This is a genomic window from Bradyrhizobium sp. 35 (genome assembly GCF_023073215.1).
Lineage (GTDB): Bacteria > Pseudomonadota > Alphaproteobacteria > Rhizobiales > Xanthobacteraceae > Bradyrhizobium > Bradyrhizobium canariense_D.
Genome location: NZ_JADPJC010000050.1, coordinates 399341 through 421306, shown reverse-complemented (window position 1 = coordinate 421306; position 21966 = coordinate 399341). Strand labels below are relative to the sequence as shown.

General features: G+C 63.1%; 27 protein-coding genes. 9 read left to right on the top strand and 18 right to left on the bottom strand.

The annotated features are described in order from the left end of the window. Window positions 1–136: 136 nt before the first annotated feature. Window positions 137–274, bottom strand: a complete 138-nt coding sequence (locus IVB36_RS10260; protein WP_247391431.1) for a hypothetical protein — start codon at window positions 272–274, stop codon at window positions 137–139. Window positions 275–340: 66 nt separating this feature from the next. Next, a complete protein-coding gene (locus tag IVB36_RS10255; protein ID WP_247391429.1) occupies window positions 341–1159 on the bottom strand; it encodes a methyltransferase domain-containing protein in 819 nt (272 codons plus the stop codon). Between the two features lie 591 nt (window positions 1160–1750). Between IVB36_RS10255 and IVB36_RS10250 the strand changes: the two genes are divergently transcribed. Further along, complete coding sequence (locus IVB36_RS10250; RefSeq protein ID WP_240543387.1) at window positions 1751–2971, top strand: hypothetical protein; 1221 nt, start codon at window positions 1751–1753, stop codon at window positions 2969–2971. Between the two features lie 150 nt (window positions 2972–3121). Here the strand turns inward: IVB36_RS10250 and IVB36_RS10245 are convergent, their stop codons facing one another. The 5 genes from IVB36_RS10245 to IVB36_RS10225 form a co-directional block, all read right to left on the bottom strand. Next, window positions 3122–3826 carry a GrlR family regulatory protein gene (locus IVB36_RS10245; RefSeq protein ID WP_018456325.1) on the bottom strand — a complete coding sequence of 235 codons (705 nt, stop codon included), beginning with the start codon at window positions 3824–3826 and terminating at the stop codon, window positions 3122–3124. A gap of 399 nt (window positions 3827–4225) precedes the next feature. Beyond that, complete coding sequence (locus IVB36_RS10240) at window positions 4226–5047, bottom strand: tetratricopeptide repeat protein (protein ID WP_085352983.1); 822 nt, start codon at window positions 5045–5047, stop codon at window positions 4226–4228. 32 nt (window positions 5048–5079) lie between these two features. Beyond that, entirely contained in the window at window positions 5080–5763 is a 684-nt protein-coding gene (locus IVB36_RS10235) for a substrate-binding domain-containing protein (protein WP_085384882.1), read from the bottom strand. A gap of 18 nt (window positions 5764–5781) precedes the next feature. Then, window positions 5782–6483, bottom strand: a complete 702-nt coding sequence (locus tag IVB36_RS10230; protein WP_085352980.1) for a GrlR family regulatory protein — start codon at window positions 6481–6483, stop codon at window positions 5782–5784. A 194-nt stretch (window positions 6484–6677) separates the two neighbouring features. Continuing rightward, window positions 6678–7712 (bottom strand): glutamine synthetase beta-grasp domain-containing protein, encoded by a 1035-nt coding sequence (locus IVB36_RS10225; RefSeq protein ID WP_018456321.1) that lies wholly within the window; start codon window positions 7710–7712, stop codon window positions 6678–6680. Between the two features lie 538 nt (window positions 7713–8250). Between IVB36_RS10225 and IVB36_RS10220 the strand changes: the two genes are divergently transcribed. The 3 genes from IVB36_RS10220 to IVB36_RS10210 all read left to right on the top strand — a co-directional run bounded on the left by IVB36_RS10220 (window position 8251) and on the right by IVB36_RS10210 (window position 10085). Beyond that, the gene (locus IVB36_RS10220) at window positions 8251–8454 is read left to right on the top strand and encodes a DUF2735 domain-containing protein (RefSeq protein ID WP_007591835.1); all 204 of its coding nucleotides are present in this window, start codon (window positions 8251–8253) and stop codon (window positions 8452–8454) included. Between the two features lie 166 nt (window positions 8455–8620). Next, on the top strand, window positions 8621–9364 hold the full coding sequence (locus IVB36_RS10215) for a tyrosine-protein phosphatase (protein ID WP_247297460.1): 744 nt from the start codon (window positions 8621–8623) through the stop codon (window positions 9362–9364). A 40-nt stretch (window positions 9365–9404) separates the two neighbouring features. Further along, the gene (locus IVB36_RS10210) at window positions 9405–10085 is read left to right on the top strand and encodes an SDR family oxidoreductase (protein ID WP_026233139.1); all 681 of its coding nucleotides are present in this window, start codon (window positions 9405–9407) and stop codon (window positions 10083–10085) included. On the opposite strand, the gene IVB36_RS10205 is transcribed toward IVB36_RS10210, so the two are convergent. Next, entirely contained in the window at window positions 10086–10433 is a 348-nt protein-coding gene (locus IVB36_RS10205) for a GrlR family regulatory protein (RefSeq protein ID WP_018456317.1), read from the bottom strand. A gap of 143 nt (window positions 10434–10576) precedes the next feature. Here IVB36_RS10205 and IVB36_RS10200 point away from each other — a divergent pair, with 143 nt between their 5' ends. Further along, on the top strand, window positions 10577–11263 hold the full coding sequence (locus tag IVB36_RS10200; RefSeq protein ID WP_018456316.1) for a DUF2161 family putative PD-(D/E)XK-type phosphodiesterase: 687 nt from the start codon (window positions 10577–10579) through the stop codon (window positions 11261–11263). 95 nt (window positions 11264–11358) lie between these two features. Beyond that, window positions 11359–11664: a hypothetical protein gene (locus tag IVB36_RS10195; protein ID WP_007591844.1), complete on the top strand. Its 306-nt coding sequence runs from the start codon at window positions 11359–11361 to the stop codon at window positions 11662–11664. Window positions 11665–11743: 79 nt separating this feature from the next. On the opposite strand, the gene IVB36_RS10190 is transcribed toward IVB36_RS10195, so the two are convergent. The 7 genes from IVB36_RS10190 to IVB36_RS10160 form a co-directional block, all read right to left on the bottom strand. Beyond that, complete coding sequence (locus IVB36_RS10190; RefSeq protein ID WP_026233138.1) at window positions 11744–12373, bottom strand: GNAT family N-acetyltransferase; 630 nt, start codon at window positions 12371–12373, stop codon at window positions 11744–11746. Window positions 12374–12524: 151 nt separating this feature from the next. Continuing rightward, window positions 12525–12926, bottom strand: coding sequence for a PaaI family thioesterase (locus IVB36_RS10185; protein ID WP_026233137.1), 402 nt, complete (start codon window positions 12924–12926; stop codon window positions 12525–12527). A gap of 82 nt (window positions 12927–13008) precedes the next feature. Then, window positions 13009–14211, bottom strand: coding sequence for a kynureninase (kynU, locus tag IVB36_RS10180; protein WP_018456312.1), 1203 nt, complete (start codon window positions 14209–14211; stop codon window positions 13009–13011). An 8-nt stretch (window positions 14212–14219) separates the two neighbouring features. Continuing rightward, complete coding sequence (gene kynA / locus IVB36_RS10175; protein WP_018456311.1) at window positions 14220–15059, bottom strand: tryptophan 2,3-dioxygenase; 840 nt, start codon at window positions 15057–15059, stop codon at window positions 14220–14222. Between the two features lie 33 nt (window positions 15060–15092). Continuing rightward, window positions 15093–15902, bottom strand: coding sequence for an alpha/beta hydrolase (locus tag IVB36_RS10170; protein ID WP_018456310.1), 810 nt, complete (start codon window positions 15900–15902; stop codon window positions 15093–15095). Between the two features lie 228 nt (window positions 15903–16130). Beyond that, window positions 16131–17408 (bottom strand): ArgE/DapE family deacylase, encoded by a 1278-nt coding sequence (locus IVB36_RS10165; RefSeq protein ID WP_018456309.1) that lies wholly within the window; start codon window positions 17406–17408, stop codon window positions 16131–16133. A gap of 53 nt (window positions 17409–17461) precedes the next feature. Further along, window positions 17462–18187, bottom strand: a complete 726-nt coding sequence (locus tag IVB36_RS10160) for a pyridoxamine 5'-phosphate oxidase family protein (RefSeq protein ID WP_085352969.1) — start codon at window positions 18185–18187, stop codon at window positions 17462–17464. 74 nt (window positions 18188–18261) lie between these two features. Between IVB36_RS10160 and IVB36_RS10155 the strand changes: the two genes are divergently transcribed. Beyond that, window positions 18262–19734, top strand: coding sequence for a PLP-dependent aminotransferase family protein (locus IVB36_RS10155; RefSeq protein ID WP_247391427.1), 1473 nt, complete (start codon window positions 18262–18264; stop codon window positions 19732–19734). 66 nt (window positions 19735–19800) lie between these two features. Beyond that, the gene (locus IVB36_RS10150; protein WP_085352966.1) at window positions 19801–20049 is read left to right on the top strand and encodes a DUF6719 family protein; all 249 of its coding nucleotides are present in this window, start codon (window positions 19801–19803) and stop codon (window positions 20047–20049) included. Window positions 20050–20052: 3 nt separating this feature from the next. Here the strand turns inward: IVB36_RS10150 and IVB36_RS10145 are convergent, their stop codons facing one another. After that, window positions 20053–20415, bottom strand: a complete 363-nt coding sequence (locus tag IVB36_RS10145) for a hypothetical protein (protein ID WP_085352965.1) — start codon at window positions 20413–20415, stop codon at window positions 20053–20055. Window positions 20416–20450: 35 nt separating this feature from the next. Continuing rightward, the gene (locus tag IVB36_RS10140) at window positions 20451–20615 is read right to left on the bottom strand and encodes a hypothetical protein (RefSeq protein WP_018456302.1); all 165 of its coding nucleotides are present in this window, start codon (window positions 20613–20615) and stop codon (window positions 20451–20453) included. Between the two features lie 417 nt (window positions 20616–21032). Here IVB36_RS10140 and IVB36_RS10135 point away from each other — a divergent pair, with 417 nt between their 5' ends. Further along, window positions 21033–21242 carry a hypothetical protein gene (locus IVB36_RS10135; RefSeq protein ID WP_204511014.1) on the top strand — a complete coding sequence of 70 codons (210 nt, stop codon included), beginning with the start codon at window positions 21033–21035 and terminating at the stop codon, window positions 21240–21242. A 55-nt stretch (window positions 21243–21297) separates the two neighbouring features. On the opposite strand, the gene IVB36_RS10130 is transcribed toward IVB36_RS10135, so the two are convergent. Next, window positions 21298–21846 carry a CreA family protein gene (locus tag IVB36_RS10130; protein ID WP_085352963.1) on the bottom strand — a complete coding sequence of 183 codons (549 nt, stop codon included), beginning with the start codon at window positions 21844–21846 and terminating at the stop codon, window positions 21298–21300. Window positions 21847–21966: the final 120 nt, after the last annotated feature.

Genomic DNA, 21966 nt, shown 5'->3' with positions numbered 1-21966 from the left:
CGCGGCGCCCCGATGGTCCTTCAAGAACCTCCAGCCGGCTCACCGATCGCCTCGTTGAGCCGTCCAAATGGACGTCCTTTTTGCTGTCCAATCCCATCCGAAACCTCCGTCCAAGCCGGAGGCTTCTTTCGCACGTTCATTCGAATTCTGAAGCAAGGGTATCGGCTTCGCGCTTACGGAGGAGTTCGATGGAGCGCTTGATCAGCGCGACCATCGCGGCAGGACTGATAAGTGCAAAAGTGCACAAAAGTTCCCGTGCAAACCGGCGGATCATCCACTCCCTCGGGGGCCGCGCGGCTAGGCCAGCGGTCCGCTAAGGGCCATGCCATCAGCGGACGTATCAAGCGGTTGCGGTGAGTAGGTGAGCTGCTATCGGGAACGATAACCCGCTACTACCCACGTATTTTCCCAACTCCAACTTGGTATCTTCGGCCAGGTGTTCGCGAGCCACCTCGCTTGCTTGCGATACATGACTGGCCAGTGGCGAACCCGCAAGATAGCTAGATACAAATCGTTCGACGGATGGAAACTCGATGGCACCGACCCTCCGTTGAACCGTGATATCCTGAAAGTTCGCAGCAGCGACAAGTCGGCTCAGCTCATCGGCATCGGCGAGTCCAAATGGAGCTCGCATGATTGTGGCCGCCGCTGGACCGACGTGGCGCTCCAGTATTTTGGCTAAAGATTCAAACCCGGGACTTTGATCGATGCCGCACCACACCATGAGGGCGAGCCTTCCCCTTGAAGATAGAACTCTGCGCATTTCGCGCAAAGCAGCTGGTCTGTCGGCGAAGAACTGGAGGCCGAGTTGGCAGTACGCAATATCAAACGCGCTGTCAGCGGACGGCAGTTTGTCTGCACTGGCCTCCTGCCATTGAACCGAGGCAGCGTCATCGGCCATCCCGAGCGATCGTGCCACGTTCAACATGCCAGGATTGAGATCGATGCCCGTCACGATCCCGGTAGGGCCCACCTTCACCGCCGCAAGGCGCGCCACTATTCCAGTGCCGCAAGCAATATCGACTACGCGTTCGCCCAGCTTCGGCCGAGCGAGGTCTATCAGGACGGGGGCCCATGGCCCAAACACAGCCGGGACCAACTCCCGTTCGTACACTTCGGGCGCACTACCAGCGACCTGCCACTGACCTTGCTGCTCCATCAGATGATGCCAAAAGGACGTTCGCTACTGCGCTTATAGCTCAACACAGCGATGTCCGCCACGGGTGGTCAAAAGCGCGTCCGCTCCCTCAGCGAAGTGCAGGCTCTTTTCGAGCTTGACGGCGAAATAGTTGCGAGGGGCGGCGGTGCAATCACAACCCGATGGCATCGCTCCGCATCTTCGATCTGAAGTCGAAGATTTTCCAGTTCTGAGAGCCGGCAATAGAGTTCGTTGAGCCGAGAGGCCAGCTCAGCTTGAAAGTCCTGCATGATCGCCCCCATTACTCAAATTCGCTACCGAACCGCGAATTAAAGCAGCGGTCGTGCGCGGCTTCATTAAGGCATGTGAATCCCGTTGCGATCCCGATTAGTTCCGAGTATCGGAACCCGACCGTCCACTCCCTCAGGGGGAGCTCGATGCGTCGGAGTCCGCGGTGGGTCAATAGCGCCGGTTTCGGCCGTGGGCAGTTAGGGCGGGCGGTCTACCCTTAACTTCGGACATGAGCGGGCACCGCAAGCGCGATTGCGATGGGGCCACTTCCAGACTTCGCCGATGGGTATAGAATCATCGTCCACCCTGGAGAACGGCCAAGTGGCCCGAATAGAAACCTTCGTATGGATCGTAACGACCTTCATAATCATTTTAGCCACCGCTCCACTACGGGCTTTGGCAACACCGGAAGCGTCTGCATGCGGGTACCTCGCTAGTCAAATTGATAAGGCGCAGCCAGGGCCGTTGTTTTTGCCCAGCTATCCGACCGTGGAATCGGGGCCTCTCCATGGCGCCGCATACCTCTATGACAATGCGGTGGCCGTCATCGCGTTGGTCGGTTGCGGTGAGCGAGACAAAGCAAGTCGGATGGGCGCGGCGATCCTCTGGGCCGTCGATAATGACCGGACCTGGCATGATGGACGGCTCCGAAACGCTTACGCCGCGGGTGTGGTGGCGAATGGCTCCGCCAAACTTCCGGGTTGGTGGGACAATAATCGGAACGAATGGTTGGAGGATCGATATCAGGTGGGAAGCGATGTTGGTAACATGGCATGGGCCATGTTGGCGTTGCTGTCGATTGATGATGTGAACACCGGCTCCCCGTTTCGCGATGGTGCAGCGCGGCTTGGCGCTTGGGTCGCGCAATGGGCCGATACGCGCGGTACTGGCGGTTTCACGGGAGGTACGTTTGGGCACGAACCGACGCCGGAAGTGCGGACGTGGAAATCGACTGAACATAATACTGACCTCGCCGCCGCGTTTGGCCTTCTTGCGATCCGCACAGGCGATTCGCGCTGGCGCGATAAGGCAACGGTTGCCGAGTACTTTGTAAATACGATGTGGGATCCGGGGTGCGTCTGTTTCGCCGCAGGAACCGCTGAAGACGGTGTCACGCATAATCCGATTTTGGCTCTGGATGCCCAGATCTGGCCTTTAACAGCGCTTCACGGAGCGGCCGGGAAATTTGCATCGGCAATGACGACCGCCGAACAGCGAATGAGTGTCGGCGGAGGCTTTTCTTACGGTGAAGACCGAGACGGTGTGTGGACCGAAGGGACGAGCCAAATGGCTCTCTTGATGAAATTGCTCGGCAAGACGAAGAGGGCAGAATCGCTGATCGCTGTCATCGAATCCCAGAGGTCGCCCGATGGTGGGTTCTATGCCACGACTGTCCGCGCGTTACCGACGGGGTTCGTGTTGGACACCGACCCGACCAAGCCGCGAAACTATTTCCGATTGTCACATCTTGGCGCAGCTTCGTGGGCTGCCCTTGCGGAACGTGGGTTCAATCCCTTTACGATGACAAAAGGACTTCCCTAGCTGAGCCGCAGTGCTTCTCGTCTCGGCCGTTTCGATCTGTCTTGATTTCGATATGTCCGCTTGGGGGTCACCTGCCGACATTGCCGCGGCTCGGACGTCAGGCCTGTTGAGCCTCTCGAGCGGAGATCCCAAAGCTTTGAGTAACCTGCCCTACGCCCTTCGCATCAGCTTGAGCGAAGCCGCAAGCCGCAGGCTGCGCTTGCCGGCGAGCGCGATGCCTTCGAGCTCGCCGCTGTCCGCCGTGCAGGTACCGGAGAAGCCGATCCCGACCTCATAACCGCCGAACACGGGGTTCTCGCCTTTCGCCGGCGTGTGCTCCTGGTTGAGGATCTCGCCCTTCCAGCGGCCGTCAGCCGAGGAATAGGAGCCGAGATAGTAGAAGAACGCATCTCCGCCGAGGATGCGGCCGTCCATCAGCAGCATGACGCCGGAGAGCCCGGCATCGACACCGTCGAGCGCGCGCAGATGGATCGCATAGAGCCCGTTCACCACCCCGCCTGGACCGATCGTCCCCTGCGGCGGCAGCCCCTCGTCATCGAGCCGCGTGAGATTGGCCCAGAAACCGGCGCCCGGCATCGTGTCCGCGCTGCCCGCGAGACGGATCTGGTTGCCGACGAGTCGGCCGCGCGCGCCGATCGCGGCGACATCAGCCCCCATCAGCGGCTTGTAGTTGGGATCGTCGTTGTGCCGTTCGGTGATGACTTCGGCGATGATCTCGCCGTCGCGCTCGAAATAGCTTCCGAGATGCGCGAAGGCCGAATTTCCGCCCAGCAGCTTGCCATCATGCATGCACATGATGCTGCGGCCGAAGGCATCGTTGACGCCGTATTCAACCTTGTAGAGCCCGTCCAGCAACGCAAGTGACCCGCAAAATCATAAGGAAAGCACGCGCTACCTAGCACTGCCATCGCATCAAGACCATCGGGCTTTTTCGCGCAGGGCCATTCGCGAAGCCACGCCCTGCCATGATGCCATCATGCGCCTGTTTTGCCCGACGGCGCAAGCAATTTCGGCAATTCCGCATATGGCGATTTCACACCATTTGCAGGCCTGTGATTTCAACCACTTGGCTACTGTGCATGGGGTTGTTTTTCGAGTTTTTTTGTTTGGCCGGTCGCGAACGGTCCTTGCGCACTCACCAAAGCCGGCTTCGAACCCGCCGGCCGAGGTGCTACGGCATGATCCGGAAAAATGCGCAGCGGTTTCCCGAAAAGATCATGCTCACAAATAAATCTACAGCGCGTTCATCGGGCTTTAGAAGCACAGCGTGGTGACGAGCTTGCCCTGCTTGTCCTTGATCGCATAGGGACAGCGCAGCCGCTCCAGCGCCTGCTTGGCATCCTCGTCGCCGAGCGCTGCGGCGCGCTCGTAGTAGGATTTCGCGGCGTCCTTGTCCTTTGGCCCGCCGCGGCCCTCCTGCGCGAAGGCGCCCATCCGCTCCAGCGCGCCGGGATGGTTTTGCGCGGCAGCCTTTTCGAACAGCGCGCGCGCCGCGGCGTCGTCCTTCGCCCCGCCCGTGCCTTCGGAGAGCATCATGCCGAGCTGGTACTGCGCCTCCGCGTTGGTCTCGGCGGCCTTGCCCAGCAATGCGCGCGCCTGTGCCGGATCGGCCGGCGCGGCACCGCCGCTGCCGCCAAGCGCGGCGAGATTGCTGATGCCGCGGGGATTGCCGGCCTGCGCCGCCTTCTCGAACAATTTCCGCGCCTGCGCTTCGTCCCTGGCGACGCCGGAGCCGGTACCGTAGGCCACGCCGAGCTCGACCATCGCCGCACTCGATCCCTTGTCGGCAGCTTTGCGCCAGGCTGCCATCGCGTCCGCCGGTTGCCGGTTGGCCGCATAGGCGCGGCCGAGCGCGAACATCGCGCGCCGCGACGACGACGCGGCCTGCTTGCAGAACTTGATGGCGGTCGCAACGTCGGAGGCCGCAATCTCGGTCGCGCCCCTGACGTCGGCCGGCTTGTCGGGATCGCTGGGATCGGCCGCGACCCGGTCGCACAGCACGAGGTCGGCCGATTGCCCATGCGCCGACAACGGCACCGCAAGCGTGAGAAGGATGGCAACGAGGAAAGTCCGCATGGACGCCAGGTTGCGTCGCAGTCTCGGCAAATTCAAGGCTCGAGTCCCGATTGGCGCAGCACGGGGACCACCTCGGGCGATGCCAGATAGCGCAGCAGCCGGTCAGCGGCGTCGGCGTTCTCGGCGTTTGTCATCCGACCGGCGGAGAACACGGCCGGCGTTTGCAGATCGTGCGGGATCGGGCCGACCACCTCGATGCCTTCGACCTGCTTCAGCTCGCTGATCTGCTGCACCGCGAGGTCGGCCTCGCCGCTCACGAGCCGCTCCGCGGTAAAGCCCTGCTCGACGATGGTGGCCTTGGCGTTGATCTCTTCCGCGATCCCCATCTGCGCGATCAACCGGGCGAAATAGACCCCGCTCGCCCCCAGTCGCGAATAGGCCACCGACCGCGCCGCGAGCAGCGTGTTGCGCAGTGCGGATGCCGTGGCGATGTCGGGATGTGCCTGCCCTGCCCGCACCGCGATGCCGACGAAGGAGCGCGCGAGATCGGCAGCGCTCTCGGCGATCACACGGCCCTCGCCGATCATCTCGTCGAGCCCTTCGCGGGTGAGGATGACGAGATCGGCGGCCTCGCCGTCGCGCAACCGTTTGAGCAGCGCCAGCGTCGGCGCGAAATCGGCATCGATGTGGACGCCGGTCGCGGTCTCGTACGCGGAGGAGAGGCTGCGCATCGCGCCCATCAGGCCGAGCGTCGAGAGCATGCGAATTGTTTCCATCAGCGATTCCCGTGACGATCAGGCGCGGTGCATCAGCTTGAGCGCGGCGGTCAGGCGCAGGCTGCGCTTGCCGGCGAGCGCCGTTGCCTCCACCACCGCCTCTTCGGCATCATAGGTGCCGGAGAAGCCGATGCCGACCTCGTGGCCGCCGAAGATCGGATCGTCCTTGGCCGGCGTGTGCTCCTGATTGAGGATCTGGCCCTTCCAGCGCCCGTTGGCGGCGGTGTAGCTGCCGAGATAATAGAACGATGCATCGCCGCCGAGGATGCGGCCCTTGTTGAGCAGCATCACGCCGGTGAGACCGCCGTCGACGCCATCGAGCATGCGCAGATGCACCGAGTAGAGCCCGTCGGCGATACCGGCCTCGCCGACACCGCCGGCGATCGGCATCTCGTCTTCGGTGATCGGTGTCATCAACGACTGAAAGGGTACGCCGGGCAGCTCCTTGAGCTCGCCCTTGAAGCGATAGAGATCGCCGTCGGCCCAGCCCTTGGCAAGCAACGTCGCATCGTCCGTGCCCGCCATGGCGCGATAGTTCGGATCGGGGTTGTGGCGGACGGTGTTGATCACGACGTCGACGCCGGCTTCGGTCTTCACGTAGGTGCCGATATGGGCGAAGGCTGAATTGCCGCCGAGCATCTTGCCGTTGCCGGCATGCATCACGCTCCGGCCGACCCGGTCGCCGAGCTGAAATCTCACCTTGTAGAAGCCTTCAAACACCAGCCGTCCCCGGCCCTGCGCGCACCCAGACGCACTCTATCCCGCTTTCGGCGGTGATGGACAAGTTTCCCGCCATGAGGTCCGAAGGGTCCCCGCAACGGCTGTCATCAGAATGAAAAATCCGCCGAAGCCTTTCGGCTTCGGCGGATCGAAGTCCAACCCGGGCCAGCCCCCCAGCCCGGGCCGGGAGGATCTTAGGCGGCGGCCTTCTTGTCGGCCGGCACGGAGGCGATCGTCTTCAGGATCTGCGAAGCGATCTGGTATGGGTCGCCCTGCGAATTCGGACGACGGTCTTCCAGATAGCCCTTGTAACCATTGTTGACGAAGGAGTGCGGCACGCGGATCGAAGCACCGCGATCGGCAATGCCGTAGCTGAACTTGTTCCAGGGCGCGGTCTCGTGCTTGCCGGTCAGACGCTTGTCGTTGTCCGGGCCGTAGACGGCGATGTGGTCCATCAGGTTCTTGTCGAAGGCCGCCATCAGCGCCTCGAAGTACTCCTTGCCGCCGACCGTACGCATGTACTCGGTCGAGAAGTTGGCGTGCATGCCGGAGCCGTTCCAGTCGGTGTCGCCGAGCGGCTTGCAGTGGAACTCGATGTCGATGCCGTACTTCTCGGTCAGGCGCAGCATCAGGTAGCGGGCCATCCACATTTCGTCAGCGGCCTTCTTGGAGCCTTTGCCGAAGATCTGGAATTCCCACTGGCCCTTCGCGACTTCCGCGTTGATGCCTTCATGGTTGATGCCGGCAGCCAGGCAGAGGTCGAGATGCTCTTCGACGATCTTGCGGGCGACGTCGCCGACGTTCGAGAAGCCGACGCCGGTGTAGTACGGACCTTGGGGCGCCGGATACCCCGAGGCCGGGAAGCCGAGCGGACGGCCGTCCTTATAGAAGAAGTATTCCTGCTCGAAACCGAACCAGGCGCCGGAATCGTCAAGGATGGTGGCGCGCTTGTTGGTCGGGTGCGGGGTCTTGCCGTCGGGCATCATGACTTCGCACATCACGAGCACGCCGTTGGTGCGGGCGCCATCCGGGAACACCGCGACCGGCTTCAGCACGCAATCGGAGCTGTGGCCTTCAGCCTGCTGGGTGGAGGAGCCATCGAAGCCCCAGAGCGGAAGCTGCTCGAGCGTCGGGAACGACGCGAATTCCTTGATCTGAGTTTTGCCGCGCAAGTTCGGAGTCGGCGTATATCCGTCGAGCCAGATGTACTCGAGCTTATACTTGGTCATTGAGCCTCTCTGTAGATGATGCGAAAGGTGGGGGCCGCAGGCCCCCGCACGATTGTTTACCCGGCCAACATCGGCCGACCCTTTCCAAGCATTTAACGTGCCAAAAGGCCGCAGCGCGGGAGGTTTTCCATGGCCGCCGGCCCCCCTCTCCCTCCCGGCGGATCGGCCCCTGCGCCATGCGTCATAGCGGCGCACCTTTGCGTGAAGCTGCATCGCAAAAATCCCGCGGAAATCGCCCGATTCTGAAGCAGGCCGACCCGGGTCTAAGGTTGCCGGCTAAACGCGCATCAACGTCCGGCAATATTCGCCAAGACTGCGACCGTCGCCCGCAACCTTCGCAACGGCCCACGCGTTAGCCACCCGAGCGCTGCCTTAGAGGAAGCAGAATGCAGTCTGCCTACAAAATAGGCCAACGCTGATTTCCTTTTCAGCACTTTGCATTTCGGAATGCACGGCCGATATGGGGATTCCAGTAACCACAAGCCAACGAGTCGGGCGCACCATGGAGGCCAGCGCTGCGATCTCGGGAGATAATGCAATGATGAACAATGGACTGAGTCACGGATCTGCACAGATCTACCAATTCCCTGTCGGGGGCCGCTCGGCTCTCGGGGGGCGCCGCAACGGTGAGACCCGCCTTCCCGCCAACCACGCCTCGCTCCCTGTGAACGAGACGATTTGCAGCGGCAGCTGGTACCATCAGGAAGCAGTCGATGAAGCCAAGCCGAAATGGGATCGCTGATGCCTCGTTCGGTTCAATACCGCCGCGCTCTCTCGATGCCCGGGTCAGTTCGAAAAAGGGTCGAAACAACGGTGTTTCGGCCCTTTTCCATTCCGGATTTGATTGCGGGATTATATGGTCGCGCAGGTGATCACAGACCGTTTCAGATGCCTGACAAGACACCTCCATGAAAGACTTCCCTGCCCGCCATCTCGCCCTGCAAGGCGCCAGCAATTTTCGCGACCTCGGCGGCTATCCGACCGCAGATGGCCGTATCACGCGATGGCGGCAGATCTTCCGCTCCAACCATCTCGGCCAGCTCACTGCTGCCGATATCGAGATCGTCCGCGCGTTGGGCGTGCGCAGCGCCTTCGATTTTCGCGGCGTCGAGGAACGCGCGGCGGGTGTCTGCGTGGTCAACGAGATCGCCGTGCATTCGCTGCCGATCGAGCCGACAGTCGTGGCTGCGCTGCGCGCCGAGCTCGGCAGGGGCAGGTTGACCGCGCCGGTCGCGCTCGAACTCATGCGCGAATCCTATCGCAACTATGTACGCCACAACACGGCCAGTTTTCGCAACCTGTTCGGGCATCTCCTGGAGGACCGCGCGCCGCTCGTGATCCACTGCACCGCCGGCAAGGACCGCACCGGCTTTGCCAGCGCGCTGATCCTGCATGCGCTCGGCGTATCTGATGACGTCATTGCCGAGGATTATCTGCTGACCAACCAGCACTACAAGCGCGACGCATCAAACGTCTCCGATCTTCCCGCCGATGTTCTCGACGCGATCGGCAACGTCGAGGCCTCGTATCTTGCGGCTGCTTTCGAGGCCGTCGGTAGCGAGTATGGCGATCTCGAAACCTACTTGCGCGACGGTCTCGAGCTCGGCACACCGGAGCGGATCGCACTGAAGGCGCGCTATCTGCAATCGTAGGCGGCCGTAAATCTTAAGCGGCCGTGCCGGGAGAACAATGATGCAAGGCAAGGTTCTGATCGTGACCGGCGCACTCGGCGCGCTCGGCAAGGTGGTCGCCGAGACCGCGCTGGCACGCGGCGCGCGCGTGGCCGGCATCGACCATGCGCCATCGCAAATCTCCGCGATGCCTGAGCGCATCGAGATCGGCGGCGTCGATCTGTCCGACGCAGCACAAGCAAAGACGGCGGTCGAGGCAGCGGCGAGACACTTTGGCGGGCTCGACGTGTTGGTTAACATCGCCGGTGGCTTCGCCTTCGAGACCGTCGGCGACGGCGACGTCAAGACATGGCAGCGCATGCATGCGCTCAACGTGCTGACGGCACTCAACGCCTCGCAGGCGGCCCTGCCGCATCTGGCCGCGTCCAAGGCCGGCCGCATCGTCAATATCGGGGCCATGGGCGCGCTTCAGGCCGGCTCCGGCATGGGCCCCTATGCGGCGTCGAAAGCCGGCGTCCACCGGCTCACCGAGGCGCTGGCGAGCGAGTGGAAAGGCAAGGTGACCGTGAACGCGGTGCTGCCCTCGATCATCGACACCAAGGCCAACCGCGCCGACATGCCGAAGGCCGACTTCGCCAAATGGGTGACACCGCAGGAACTCGCCGAAGTCATTCTGTTCCTCGCCAGCGATGCCGCCAGCGGCGTCACCGGCGCGCTGATCCCGGTTGGCGGGCGGGTGTAATCAATCCGGCACCAAGAGCCGGAGATTGCCTCTGAAACGGATGCTCTGCTTGCCGGCGAGCGCGATGCCCTCGCCGTACGCGGTCTCGCCATTGTAAGTGCCACTGAAGCCGATGGTCACGACCTTGCGGCCCCACACCGGGCGCTCGTCGAACGAGGGGGAATGCTCCTCGTTGGTCAGCTCGCCCTTCCACTTGCCGTTGGCCGAGGTGTAGCTGCCGTAGGCGAAGAAGAATGAGTCCCCGCCCCGCATGGTGCCGTCGCGCATCACCATGACGCCTTGGTTGCCGCCCTGAACGGCATCCAGCATTTCGATGCGGATATGATAGAGCCCATTCCTGATGGTCATCTTCGTGAAGCGCCCGATTGTCCCACCCGCAGGATAGCCGGATCATCTGTTCCCGATCAAATGGCGCAGAGCTCTAAGTCCACTCCGGGGCTAAACTGCCGCAGACTGATTCTCCGATCGAACGTGACATTCGGAAGCTTCCTTTGGAAACCACGCTCTATCTGCCTGTCAAACGCTTCCTCGAAGAGCTCGGCTTCACGGTCAAGGGCGAGATCGGCGGCTGCGATCTCGTGGGCCTCAGCGCCGGCGATCCTCCGGTGGTGGTGATCGGCGAGCTCAAGCTGACCTTCAATCTCGAGCTGATCCTTCAGGCGGTCGATCGTGCACCGGCCGGCGACGAGGTCTGGATTGCGGCAAAGATGTCAGCGCGCGGCAAGGGACGCGAGACCGACGCACGGTATCGCAATCTCTGTCGCCGCCTCGGCTTCGGCATGCTCGGGGTGACCGACCGCGGTCAGGTCGAGGTGCTGGTGAAGCCGCCGACGGCAGCCCCACGCCGGGAGCCGAAGGTCCGTTCGCGCCTGGTCGCAGAGCATCAGCGCCGCCAGGGCGATCCGGCGCTGGGCGGCAGCACGCGCGCGCCGATCATGACGGCCTATCGGCAGCAGGCACTGGCCTGCGCCTCGGAGCTCGCGGCAGGCCCGCGGCGGGTGAGCGAATTGCGCCGGCGCTGTCCCGATGCCGGCAAGATCATGCTTAACAATGTGTATGGCTGGTTCGAACGCACCGAGCGGGGAATCTACGGGCTGACGGAAGCTGGCCAGGCGGCGCTGAAACGCTGGCCACAACAGCGGGTTGCGGATGTTGCCGGTCTCCCGTCACTACCCTGACACCCAACCGGTGCATAGCTGAGATGCCACACCGATTTCATATTGCAATGCAACATAGACGGCACTAGGTATCCCGGCATCGAAACGAGGCCGTTATGAACGCAGACTGGAATACCAAATATGGCACGCGGCGCGTGCGCCACGATCCCCCGACCTTAGACGAGGCGATCTTCGCCGCCGTCGGCATCACCGATGATCAGGAGCAGCAGGCCGAGATCGCCGCAGCCTTGATGGGCATGCCGCTCGATGTCGTCCAGGCCGAGGTCAAGAAGCAGGTTCGCACCAACAGCCGCATCACCTCGACCCGCGTGATCGCCGGCGAACAGGGTGCGCAGCGCTCGGTGGTGGTCGAACGCCGTGTCGTGCGCCGCTTCGGCAACGACAAGCGCACCGGCACCTGACGGCCTAGTCCCTACATACAATACAAAAGCGGACCGGTTTTGCCGGTCCGCTTTTTTGATTCCAATCGGATTTTTCAGGTCAGGCGGCGCGATTGCCGTAGATGCTGGAGATGATCTTCCAGCAGGTCGAGTTGAAGCTGATAAGAGCGCGGCCGGCCCTGAATGGCGAGGCCGCGAGATCAGCGAGTTCGTCCTCAGGCGCCTTGGCGAGATCGATCGTGCCGGTCGATTCGCCATGACGGAATTGCAGATGCGCCCCGAACTTCCTGGCGAGCGCGCGCATCGGGTGATTCTCGGCGCCGGTGGTGATGCGCAGGCGCTTGTAGCCTTTCCAGCGCGCTTCCGCGATCAGGCGGCTGAACAGCACGGTGCCGACGTTCTGGCGCCGCGCCGAAGCTTCCACGCTGAAGGCGACCTCGGGCAGCGAATCGCCCTCGGGCGGATGCAGCTCGGCCGCACCGCGGACCACGCCATCGACGATATAGGCGACAATAACGGTGCCGTCCTCGGCACAGCGGGCGGCGTAACGCTCGATAAAACTGTCGTCGAGAAAACCGTTGAAGCGGTCGTGCCGGCTTTCGGCATCGAGCCTCAGCAGGTGATCGCGCAAAAGCGGCAATTCTTCCTGCTGGCTCAAGGTCCGCACGTAGCCCTGAACGGACTTCGGGCGGTTGGTTATTTCAAGTCCAAAATCTGCTGCGAGTGACAAGTCAAAACTCCTCTTGGTGTCCCTCGAGGAGGCGTTCGAATCCCTAGGCCTCCAATATTGTGCATCGCAACAAACTTTTCAAGACGGGAACCTGCCCAAGTTTCAGGCATCGGAAGCGACTAATTCTTTAATAAAATCAAGCCCCCCGTATTCACACGAGGACCAGCTGGGTCTGCGTCACAACGGCAACCAGCTTGCCGTCCTCGGTCTCCAGCCGGGTGGTCCAGACCTGGGTCCGCCGGCCTCTGTGGATTGGGGTGGCGGTCGCGATTACCGTGGTTCCCTCCTTGGCCCCGCCGATGAAGTTGGTCTTGCTCTCGAGCGTGGTCGTGCCCTTGGCGTCCTCCGGCAGATTGATCACGGTGGCCGCCGCGCCGACGGAATCGGCCAGCGCCATCACCGCGCCGCCGTGAATGGTATGATGAAGCGTGCAGAGATCGGGCCTGACCGTCATCCGCGCCACCACGCGATCCCTCTCGGCCTCGACGAACTCGACGCCCTTGAGTTCGGCAAACGGCATCTTCATTGCTTTAAGTTTATCGAGCGGCGTCATCGGATCTCCTCCCAAATCATTCTGCTCACAGGGTGAATTGCTCTTCGCGGCAAAGCAATGACGGGGAGACAGCGTTCGTACCTCACGTCACCGCATTCACCACCTGATACTCCGGCCGCCGCCAAATTTCGCCCGCGATCACTTCTTCGATGAACTCGGCTGCCCGCACGATCTCGCCCTCACCGATATACAGCGGCGTGATGGCAAATCTCATGATGTCAGGCGCGCGGAAATCGCCGATGACGCCGCGGGCGATGAGAGCTTGCATCGCGGCATAGCCGCCGCCGTAGGCGAAGGAGACCTGAGAGCCGCGACGCTCATGCGTGCGCGGCGTAACAAGCTTCAAGGACGGACAGCGGCGTTCGACCTCGGCAATCAGGAGATCGCCGAGGGCCAGCGAGCGGGCCCGGACCTCGGCAATATCGACGCGATCCCAGATGTCGAGCGAAGCTTCCAATGCCGCCATTGCCAGCACCGGCGGCGTTCCCACGCGCATGCGCTCAACGCCACCTGCGGCCGCATAGGCAAGCTCGAACGCGAACGGCTTTGCATGCCCCATCCAACCCGACAAAGCGGCGCGCACGCTGTCGGCGTGGCGCGGCGCAACGTAGAGGAAGGCCGGCGCGCCGGGGCCGGCGTTGATGTATTTGTAGGTGCATCCAGCGGCGAAATCCGCGCCGGTGCCTGCAAGGTCAACCGGCAGCGCGCCGGCCGAATGCGCGAGGTCCCAGACCGTGACGATGCCGAGCGCATGCGCTCTTGCAGTCAGCTTCGCCATGTCGTGGCGCCGTCCGGTGCGGTAATCGACCTCGGTGATGTAGAGCACCGCGATCTCCTCCGACAACGAAGCCTCGATCTCCTCCGGCGCCACCAGGCGCAATTGATGGCCACGGCCAAGGGTCGCGATCAGGCCTTCGGCCATGTAGAGGTCGGTCGGAAAGTTGCCGGTGTCCGATAGAACGACCTTGCGCGACGCGTTCATGTCGAGCGCGGCGGCGAGCGCCTGATAGACCTTGAGCGACAGCGTATCTCCGACCATGACGGAGCCGGCTTCCGCACCGATCAGGCGCGCGATGCGATCGCCGACATGGCGCGGCTGGGCATACCAGCCAGCCGTATTCCAGGCGCGGATCAAGTCATCGCCCCACTCGGCGGTGATGACGCGGCTGACGCGCTCGGCAACGCCAAGCGGCAACGCGCCGAGCGAATTGCCGTCGAGATAGATCACACCGTCCGGCATATGGAACAGCGCTTTGGTGTCGTCGTAGACGCGAAGCTTGGTCATGGAATTCTCTACAGGATCGTGCGCACGCGCCAGAGTTCCGGAAACAGCTCGACCTCCAGCATGCGCTTGAGGTAGCTGACGCCGCCGGTGCCACCGGTGCCGCGCTTGAAGCCGATGACGCGCTCGACCGTCGTCACATGGTTGAAGCGCCAGCGCCGGAAATAGTCCTCGAAATCGACCAGCTTCTCGGCGAGCTCGTAGAGCATCCAGTGCGTTTCCGGCGCCTCGTAGACGATACGCCAAGCCTGCAGCACACCTTCATTGAAGCTATGAGTCTCGCGAACATCGCGCGCCAGCACGGCCGCAGGCATCTTGAGCCCGTTGCGGTCGGCGAGCCGCAGCACCTCGTCATAGAGGCTTGGCGTTGCGAGCTCGGCTTCGAGCAGCTGCGTTGTTTCCAGATCGTGCGCGTGCGGCTTGAGCATGGCGTGGTTGCGGTTGCCGAGCAGGAATTCGATCTGCCGGTATTGCCGCGACTGGAAGCCTGAGGACTGGCCAAGCTGCGAGCGGAAGCGCGTATACTCGCTGGGCGTCATGGTGCGCAGCACGTCCCAGGCGCCGTTGAGCTGCTCGAAGATGCGCGACATCCGTGCCAGCATCTTCATTGCAGGCTGCACCTCATCCTTCGCGATCGAACGGCGTGCGGCGCTGAGCTCGTGGATGGCGAGCCGCATCCACAGCTCGGTGGTCTGATGCTGGATGATGAACAGCATCTCGTCATGGGCTTCCGACAGGGGATGCTGCGCGCCGAGGATCGCGTCCAGCGCCAGATAGTGTCCATAGGACATGCGCCGGGCGAAATCGGTCTCAGCGCCTTCGCTTGCGGGATCGTATTGGCTGGACGTCATGGCAGGCCCTTTCGATCGATCTTCAAGGCCTCGTCAGTCGAGGCCGATCAGGCGCGCGGTGGTGGGCGACGACGGGTCCTTGAGGGCGTCGATCACGGTGAAATGGTTCAGCCCGGGATCGACGACAAGACGCGTCGGCACATCGAAACCAGTCCAGACGTTGGCCATCAGATCGGACTGGCGGATGAATTCGGGCCGCTCGTTGCCACCGACCCAGGCGGTCACCGGCGAAGGCCCGCGCGGCAGATGCAGCGCCGCGCTTTCCAGCGTCGCCTCCTCCATCGTCATGCGCAGGGTGTCGTTCATCCTGGTCTTGAGCAGCGGACGCAGATCATGCAGGCCGCTGATGGACAGCGTGCCGGCGACGCGGTTGTAGACGGCGGGCTCCAGCCGGCTGTCGTCGCACAGCATACGCGTAACGAGATGCCCGCCGGCGGAATGGCCGGCGAGCCGGATCGGGCCCGCGACCAGCGAGGCCGCCTTGGCAATCGCTGTGGTGATTTCCGCCGTAATGTCGGAGATGCGCGCGGCCGGCGTCAGCGTGTAGCTTGGCAGTGCCACCGTCCAGCCGTGATGGCGCGCGCCTTCGGCGAGATCAGTCCATGTCGACTTGTCGAAGCGCATCCAGTAGCCGCCGTGGACGAACACGACGAGGCCCTTGCTGTCGCCGTCGGGCAAGATCAGATCGAGGCGCTGGCGCTCACCGGGGCCATAGGCGATGTCAGCGCGAAACTCCTTCAGCCCGGCGCGATAAGCCGCCGCCCGCTCCGCCCACAGCGCCGGTATCTTGTCCGAGCCCGGGATATGGGCCGAATTGGCGTAGGCGTCATCCCAATCGCGCATCGTGCTTCCTCGACGGACTCAAGGCCTTGTGGACCAGGCGCCAGTCTGCCACCAGCGCGGGCGGCATCCTAGTCTTTCTTTAAGCTTAAAGGATTTGGGCGCCGGTGGATTGGGCAGCCGGAAGATGGTTCGTTCCCCAGGGCGCAGCGCAGCGTGAAACGATGCGCTGCTGAACCGCGGTCCAAATGTGCGGTGACGTGGGTCCTGGCTCTGTCCGGGACACGAGGGCTACCCCTGCTCCACCCCGCACCAATCCGCGATGAACAGCGCCATTGCCTTGGTCGTCTTTTTCAGCGAGTCCAGATCGACATATTCATTGAAGCCGTGCATCTCGCCGCCACTCGCGCCGAAGCACAGGCTCGGGATGCCGTGATTGAGGCCGTAGAAGCGGGTGTCGGTAAGCGCGGTGAAGACGAGGTCTTCGATTTGGCCGCCATAGACGGTGCTGAAGGCCTTGCCGAACGCCGCCTCAGGCGCGGTGGCATTGGTCAGCTCATAGCCTTCCGACAAAAAGCCCGACCATTCGATCTCCGGCGGATTGTTGGCGAGGAAGCGGTGGTTGCGTGCGGCGGCGGCGACACACGCAAGAATCTCCTTCTGGTGCTCGGCGATCGACCAGCCGGGCAACACGGCAATCCGGCAATCGACGTCGCACCAGGCCGGCACGCTGGAGGCCCAGTCGCCGCCCTTGATGATGCCGGGGTTGAAGTTGATGGGATGGTTCAGCGTCTTGAAGTGACGATCGGCTTTCGCGCGCTCGTTCCACTCGATCTCGAGTTTTTGCAGCGCCTGGATCAAATGATAGGCCGCCATGATTGCATTCGCGCCGGAGCCGGCGAAGGCGACATGGGTCGGATGGCCCTTCACGCGCAGGCGGAACCAGATCACGCCCACCTGCGAGCGCACCATCTTGCCGCCGGTCGGCTCAGGAATGAAGCAGGCATCCGCACGATAGCCTCGTTGAAGCGTCGAGAGCGCCCCGACGCCGGTGCTCTCCTCCTCGATCACAGACTGGAAGTGAATCCGCGCCGTCGGCCTCAGGCCCGCGGCCCTGATCGCATCGAGCGCGGAGAGCGCTGCGATGGTGCCCGACTTCATGTCGCAGGCACCGCGACCGAACATCTTGCCGTCCTTGATGACGGGCGAGAACGGCGGGGTGTCCCACAATTCCAGCGGCCCCGCGGGCACCACGTCGCAATGGCCCTGGAGGATCAGCGATTTGCCCGCCTCGGTTTTGGGCCGGTACGTGCCGACCACAGTGCGCGCCTTCGAAAAATCGTGCTCGATGGGCCCGAAGCCGCGCAGATCCTTGAGGTCGTCGACATTGATGTGCCAGTCGTCGACCTCGTAGCCGCGCGCGCGCAGGAGGTCGCCCATCATGTCCTGGCATGGCCCCTCCGCACCGCGCGTCGAGGGGATCGCGACGAAATCGCGTGTGGTCGCGAGCTGGGCTTCGAAGCCGGCATCAACGGCGTCAAGAATCCTCTGCTGCGTTTCGGCATTCATCAGGCAACTCCAATCGGCATTGAGATCATCGATGGAGCGTAAGCTAACCGATTTCAGCCGTTCGGGTACTCTGCAAAATAGGCATCCCGCAATGCGTCTTCGAGCAGCCGGCCCTCCGAATAGCCATTCAGTGTCGCCGGCCGGCTCACGCCGTCGAGCAGCCGCGGGCAAGGTTCCGGCGCACCGAGCACGGTGCGCACCGGGATGCGCTCGGCATAGATCGGCAATTCATAGTCCTCGTCGTCGTCGGCGACACCCTTGGCCCGGATTTTCGCGGAGGCTTCCTCGATCTCCATCGCGATAAAGGAGGTCGCCTTGATCTCCTGCGTGTTGCTCGCCCGCAGGCTGGCGGTGCGATCCGGGAAGAAGCGGTCGACCATCGCGATCACCGCGCGTTCTTTCTCCTCGGGATCGGTGACGAGATAGGCGGTGCCGAATGCCATCACGGCGCGGTAATCGGCCGAGTGATTGAACCCGCAGCGCGCCAGCACCAGGCTGTCGAGATGGGCGACCGTCAGGCACACGCGCTCGCCCCGGGTCTGGTTGCGCAGCATGCGGCTGGCGCTCGAGCCGTGCCAGTACAGTTTCGTCCCTTCGCGCCAGAAGAAAGTCGGCGTGCAATAGGGCTGGCCGTCGATGGCGTAGGAGACGTGGCAGAGCATCGAGGAATCCAGGATGCGATGAACGGTGTCGTGATCGTAGAAGCCGCGGTCGTGACGGCGCTTCACCTGATTGCGCGCGGATGTCGGATAGGAATTCTGGTTCTCGGTCTGGCTCACGGCCGCTCCTGTCGGATTTGAACAATTCCAGAGCAGTTGTATCCGTGGATTTGGTCTGCGATAGTGCCAATTCCATGCGAAAAATTCCGACCAATTCTGTCCCCTCGCCGGCCAAAGCCGAGCTGCCGCTCGACCTCGCAGGCCCGCACATCACGGCTGGCGCCTCGTCGGCGCACCGGCTGTATCAGGCACTGTGCGAGATGATCGTCGGCGGTCTGGTGAAACCCGGCGAGCCGCTGCCGCCGTCGCGCACGCTGGCCAAACAGACCGGCTTTCGGCGCAATGCCGTCGTCACCGCCTATGAGCGGCTGATCGCCGACGGCTTTGCCGACGCAACCGTCGGCTCCGGCACCTTCGTCGCCGCGCGCATCCCCGCGCGCGCGGCCGAGCCGAAGCGGCCCAAGATCAGCGTCGAAACGCCGGGGCAAGGCGCGTTTTCACTCGGCTGCACCCATATCGACGCGCGTGCCGTGCAGCATTTCCGGGCCTTTGTCGGCCGTCGCATGCGCGCCTTCGGCGCGGAGCATCTGCACTATGGCGATCCCCGTGGCAGCCGCGAACTGCGTGCGGCGATCGCCGATCATCTGTTGTCGGCGCGGGGCCTGCGCTGCGATCCCGATCAGATCATGCTGACGTCAGGCACGCTGCACGCGCTGCGCATCTTGCTGAGCGCAATCCTGAAGCCCGAAGATCAGGTCTGGTGCGAGGACCCAGGTTACCCCGCCGCGCGAAAAACCATCGCGCATTGCGGCTATCGTGCCGTCTCCGTTCCCGTCGACGCGCACGGCATGCGTGTCGCCAAAGGCCGCGCAGCGGCGCCGTCCGCGCGCGCAGCCTATGTGACGCCGTCGCACCAGTTTCCGCTGGGTGTGCAGATGTCGATGCCGCGGCGGCTCGAGCTGCTGGACTGGGCCAGGCAGGCCGGCGCCTTCGTGCTGGAAGACGATTACGACAGCGAATTCCGTTACGACGGCGCGCCGCTGATGTCGCTGGCCGGCATCGATCACCTCCAGCGCGTGATTTACATGGGCACGTTCGCCAAGACGTTGTTTCCGGGCCTGCGCATCGGCTATTGCGCCCTGCCCGAGCGCTTGATTGCGGATGTGACCGCGGCGCGGGCTGCGCTCGACCGCTTTCCCGGCACGCTGATCGAGGGTGCGGTGGCCGACATGCTCAATTCCGGCGCGTTCGCGGCGAACCTGAAGCGCGTGCGCAAGCTTTACCGCGAGGCGCGCGACGCGCTGGCCGGGACGCTCGAAGCTGCATCCGACGGGGTGCTGTCGGTGCCGGTCCCATCACAGGGCCTGCATCTTGTCGCCCGGTTCGATCCCTCGGTCGATCCGCTCGTGGCGGCAGAAGCCAAGCAGGCCGCCGGCGCCGAAGGCTGGCTGTTGGCCGATACCTATTCACGCTCACGTCCACTGCCCGGTTTCGTGCTGGGATTTTCCGGCCATGCGGTTCCGAAGCTCGTCGCATCTGCCGAGCGGCTCGCGCGGGAATCGCGAGTGGCCTTGCGAGCGAGGCGCAAGCCGGCCCGACGGGCATGATGAACGTTCACTATGAGAATCGGCTGCCGCTCCCTACATTGCGACACCGATGCCGGAGCTCACCCCATGCTGCTACGCCGCGCGACTTGCCTTTCGCTCCTGATCTTCATCGCACTCGCCGCGACGGCGCGCGCAGGCTCGGTCGGACGCGAGCAAGACATCGTCGATCTCAAGCTCGGCCAGCGCGTGCAAGTGGACGACGGAACCTGCCCCGCCGGACAGGTCAAGGAAGTGCGCGGCGCCAAAATGACCGACAAGGGCGTCGCACGGACGAGCATCTGCGTGTCGCGATTTGGTCCGAAATCAAAGCGCTGAGCGCTACTTCGCCGGGTCGAACATGCATTGCAGGGTCGGCTTGGCGATCTTGGTGAAGGTCGGGCCGATTTCGGTCTGCTTTGCGGCCGGGACCCAGTCGGTCTCGATCGTCGGCACCCCGGTCTCGCTGATGCCGCGCAGCAGGGCCTCGCGAAGATCGCGATCCTCGACGACGGCGGCAGCATGATCATGCAGGCAGCCGCAGACCTCTTCCGGATGCTCCCACCGTCCGAGCATGCGCGGCGCGCATTGCCTCACGAACTCGGTACGGGGATCGGGTAATCTGGATGGAGAGCGCACTTGCGCCTGAACGGCACTGATCGTCAGAAGGGATATGAACGCCGCGGCGCAGGAACGAGCAAGCATGATGGCCTTTATTGGCTGATTTTTCTTGTTGGCGATCAGAAGCGCGCGGCAACCACGATCGGCTGCGGTGCCGGGATCATGATCGGCGAGCCGCTGTACTGGAAAGTACCGATACCCGGGACATTGCCGTCCGGCGAGCCTGCGAACGAGGAGCCGGCGAGCACGAAACCGAAAGCAAGGATGAGGCTGAGCGTGCGCATGAAGTTCTCTCCGAATTCGGTGGCCGGCGTGCGCCGTCGTCGTTGTGAGGTTGATAACCATGGGCGGTTTCGCGCGTGATGCGCCAAAGCCGGAAAATGGTTTCGTCTCCGTGAGAATTGTTTCGTCCCGCTCGAGGCGACGACATATTCCATGGAAAATCTCAATCTTTTCAGATGGGTCGTGCGGTCACCCAATGTAGCCTGGCAGGTTCCGGCGAGCTCGGATGCGCCGCGGAACGCCGGCGCCGTCATGATCCCGCCTCACACCCTTCACATGCGTTTTACGTTTTTCTGCTGAAGAGAAGCCGAACGAAGGCTGGGTCCTGTCGAACCGGGGGCGCTTCGACTGCGACCCAAGCTATCGAGACCGAGGACGCCCGAGCATCGCCGAGCGCGTTCATGTGAGGAACAGCCATCATGACCGCGCAGAATCGCGCAACGACGCGCGATGCGGACCAACGAACGGACCGCCGGGAGCAACGACCTGTTCACAGCAGTGCCCATTCGCCTGGCGAAATGGCGCTACAATCGAGCCGGGGCTTTGAGGCCACGCCGCAGTCATTCGTGCGGCTGACCGGCTCGCATCTTGCAAAACCGCGTGCCATCCGCGCTGACATCATCGAGTGAACGCAAACCCCTCACTGAGTGCACGCGAGAGCGTCACTGAGTGAACGCAAGAGCGTCACTGAGTGAAGAACTCTCCGCACTTCTGGACGTTGGCGTCCGCCGGTCCCCACGGCATGACCGGCACGGTCGAGGTCGAGTTCTTCGGCGAACCCTCGATCAGCCTGTCCGAATAGACCATGTAGACCAGCACGTTGCGCTTCGCGTCACAGCCGCGCACGATCTGCATCTTCTTGAAGAACAGCGAGCGGCGCTGGCGGAACATGTCGTCGCCCTGCTCCATCTTGTTCTTGAACTTGATCGGGCCGACCTGACGGCAGGCGAGCGAAATGTCCGAGACTTCCTCGGCAAGGCCCAGCCAGCCCTTGAAGCCGCCCTTCTCCGGCACCGTAAAATGACAGGCCACGCCCTCGACTTCAGGATCGTCGAGGCCGTAGGTCGCAAGCTTGTCGTTCGGGCTCATCCATTTGAACACGGTCGAGCGGCGAAAGATCAGATCCGGCTCGTCGGCGGCGAAGGCGGACGCTGCCGGCACGGTCAACGCCATGAGGAATAAAGCGAGGCCTTTCAAGCGGATGCTGGAAAGACTGGGGAAACGAGATGACATGAACCTCTCCGGTAACAACTTCCAGCAATGTAGGGATGAGGCGACCGATCAGGAAGACGACCGGCAAGCCGACACGGCCGCCGTTTACCGCTCCGTGAGGCTTTTTTGCTACGCTTTGGA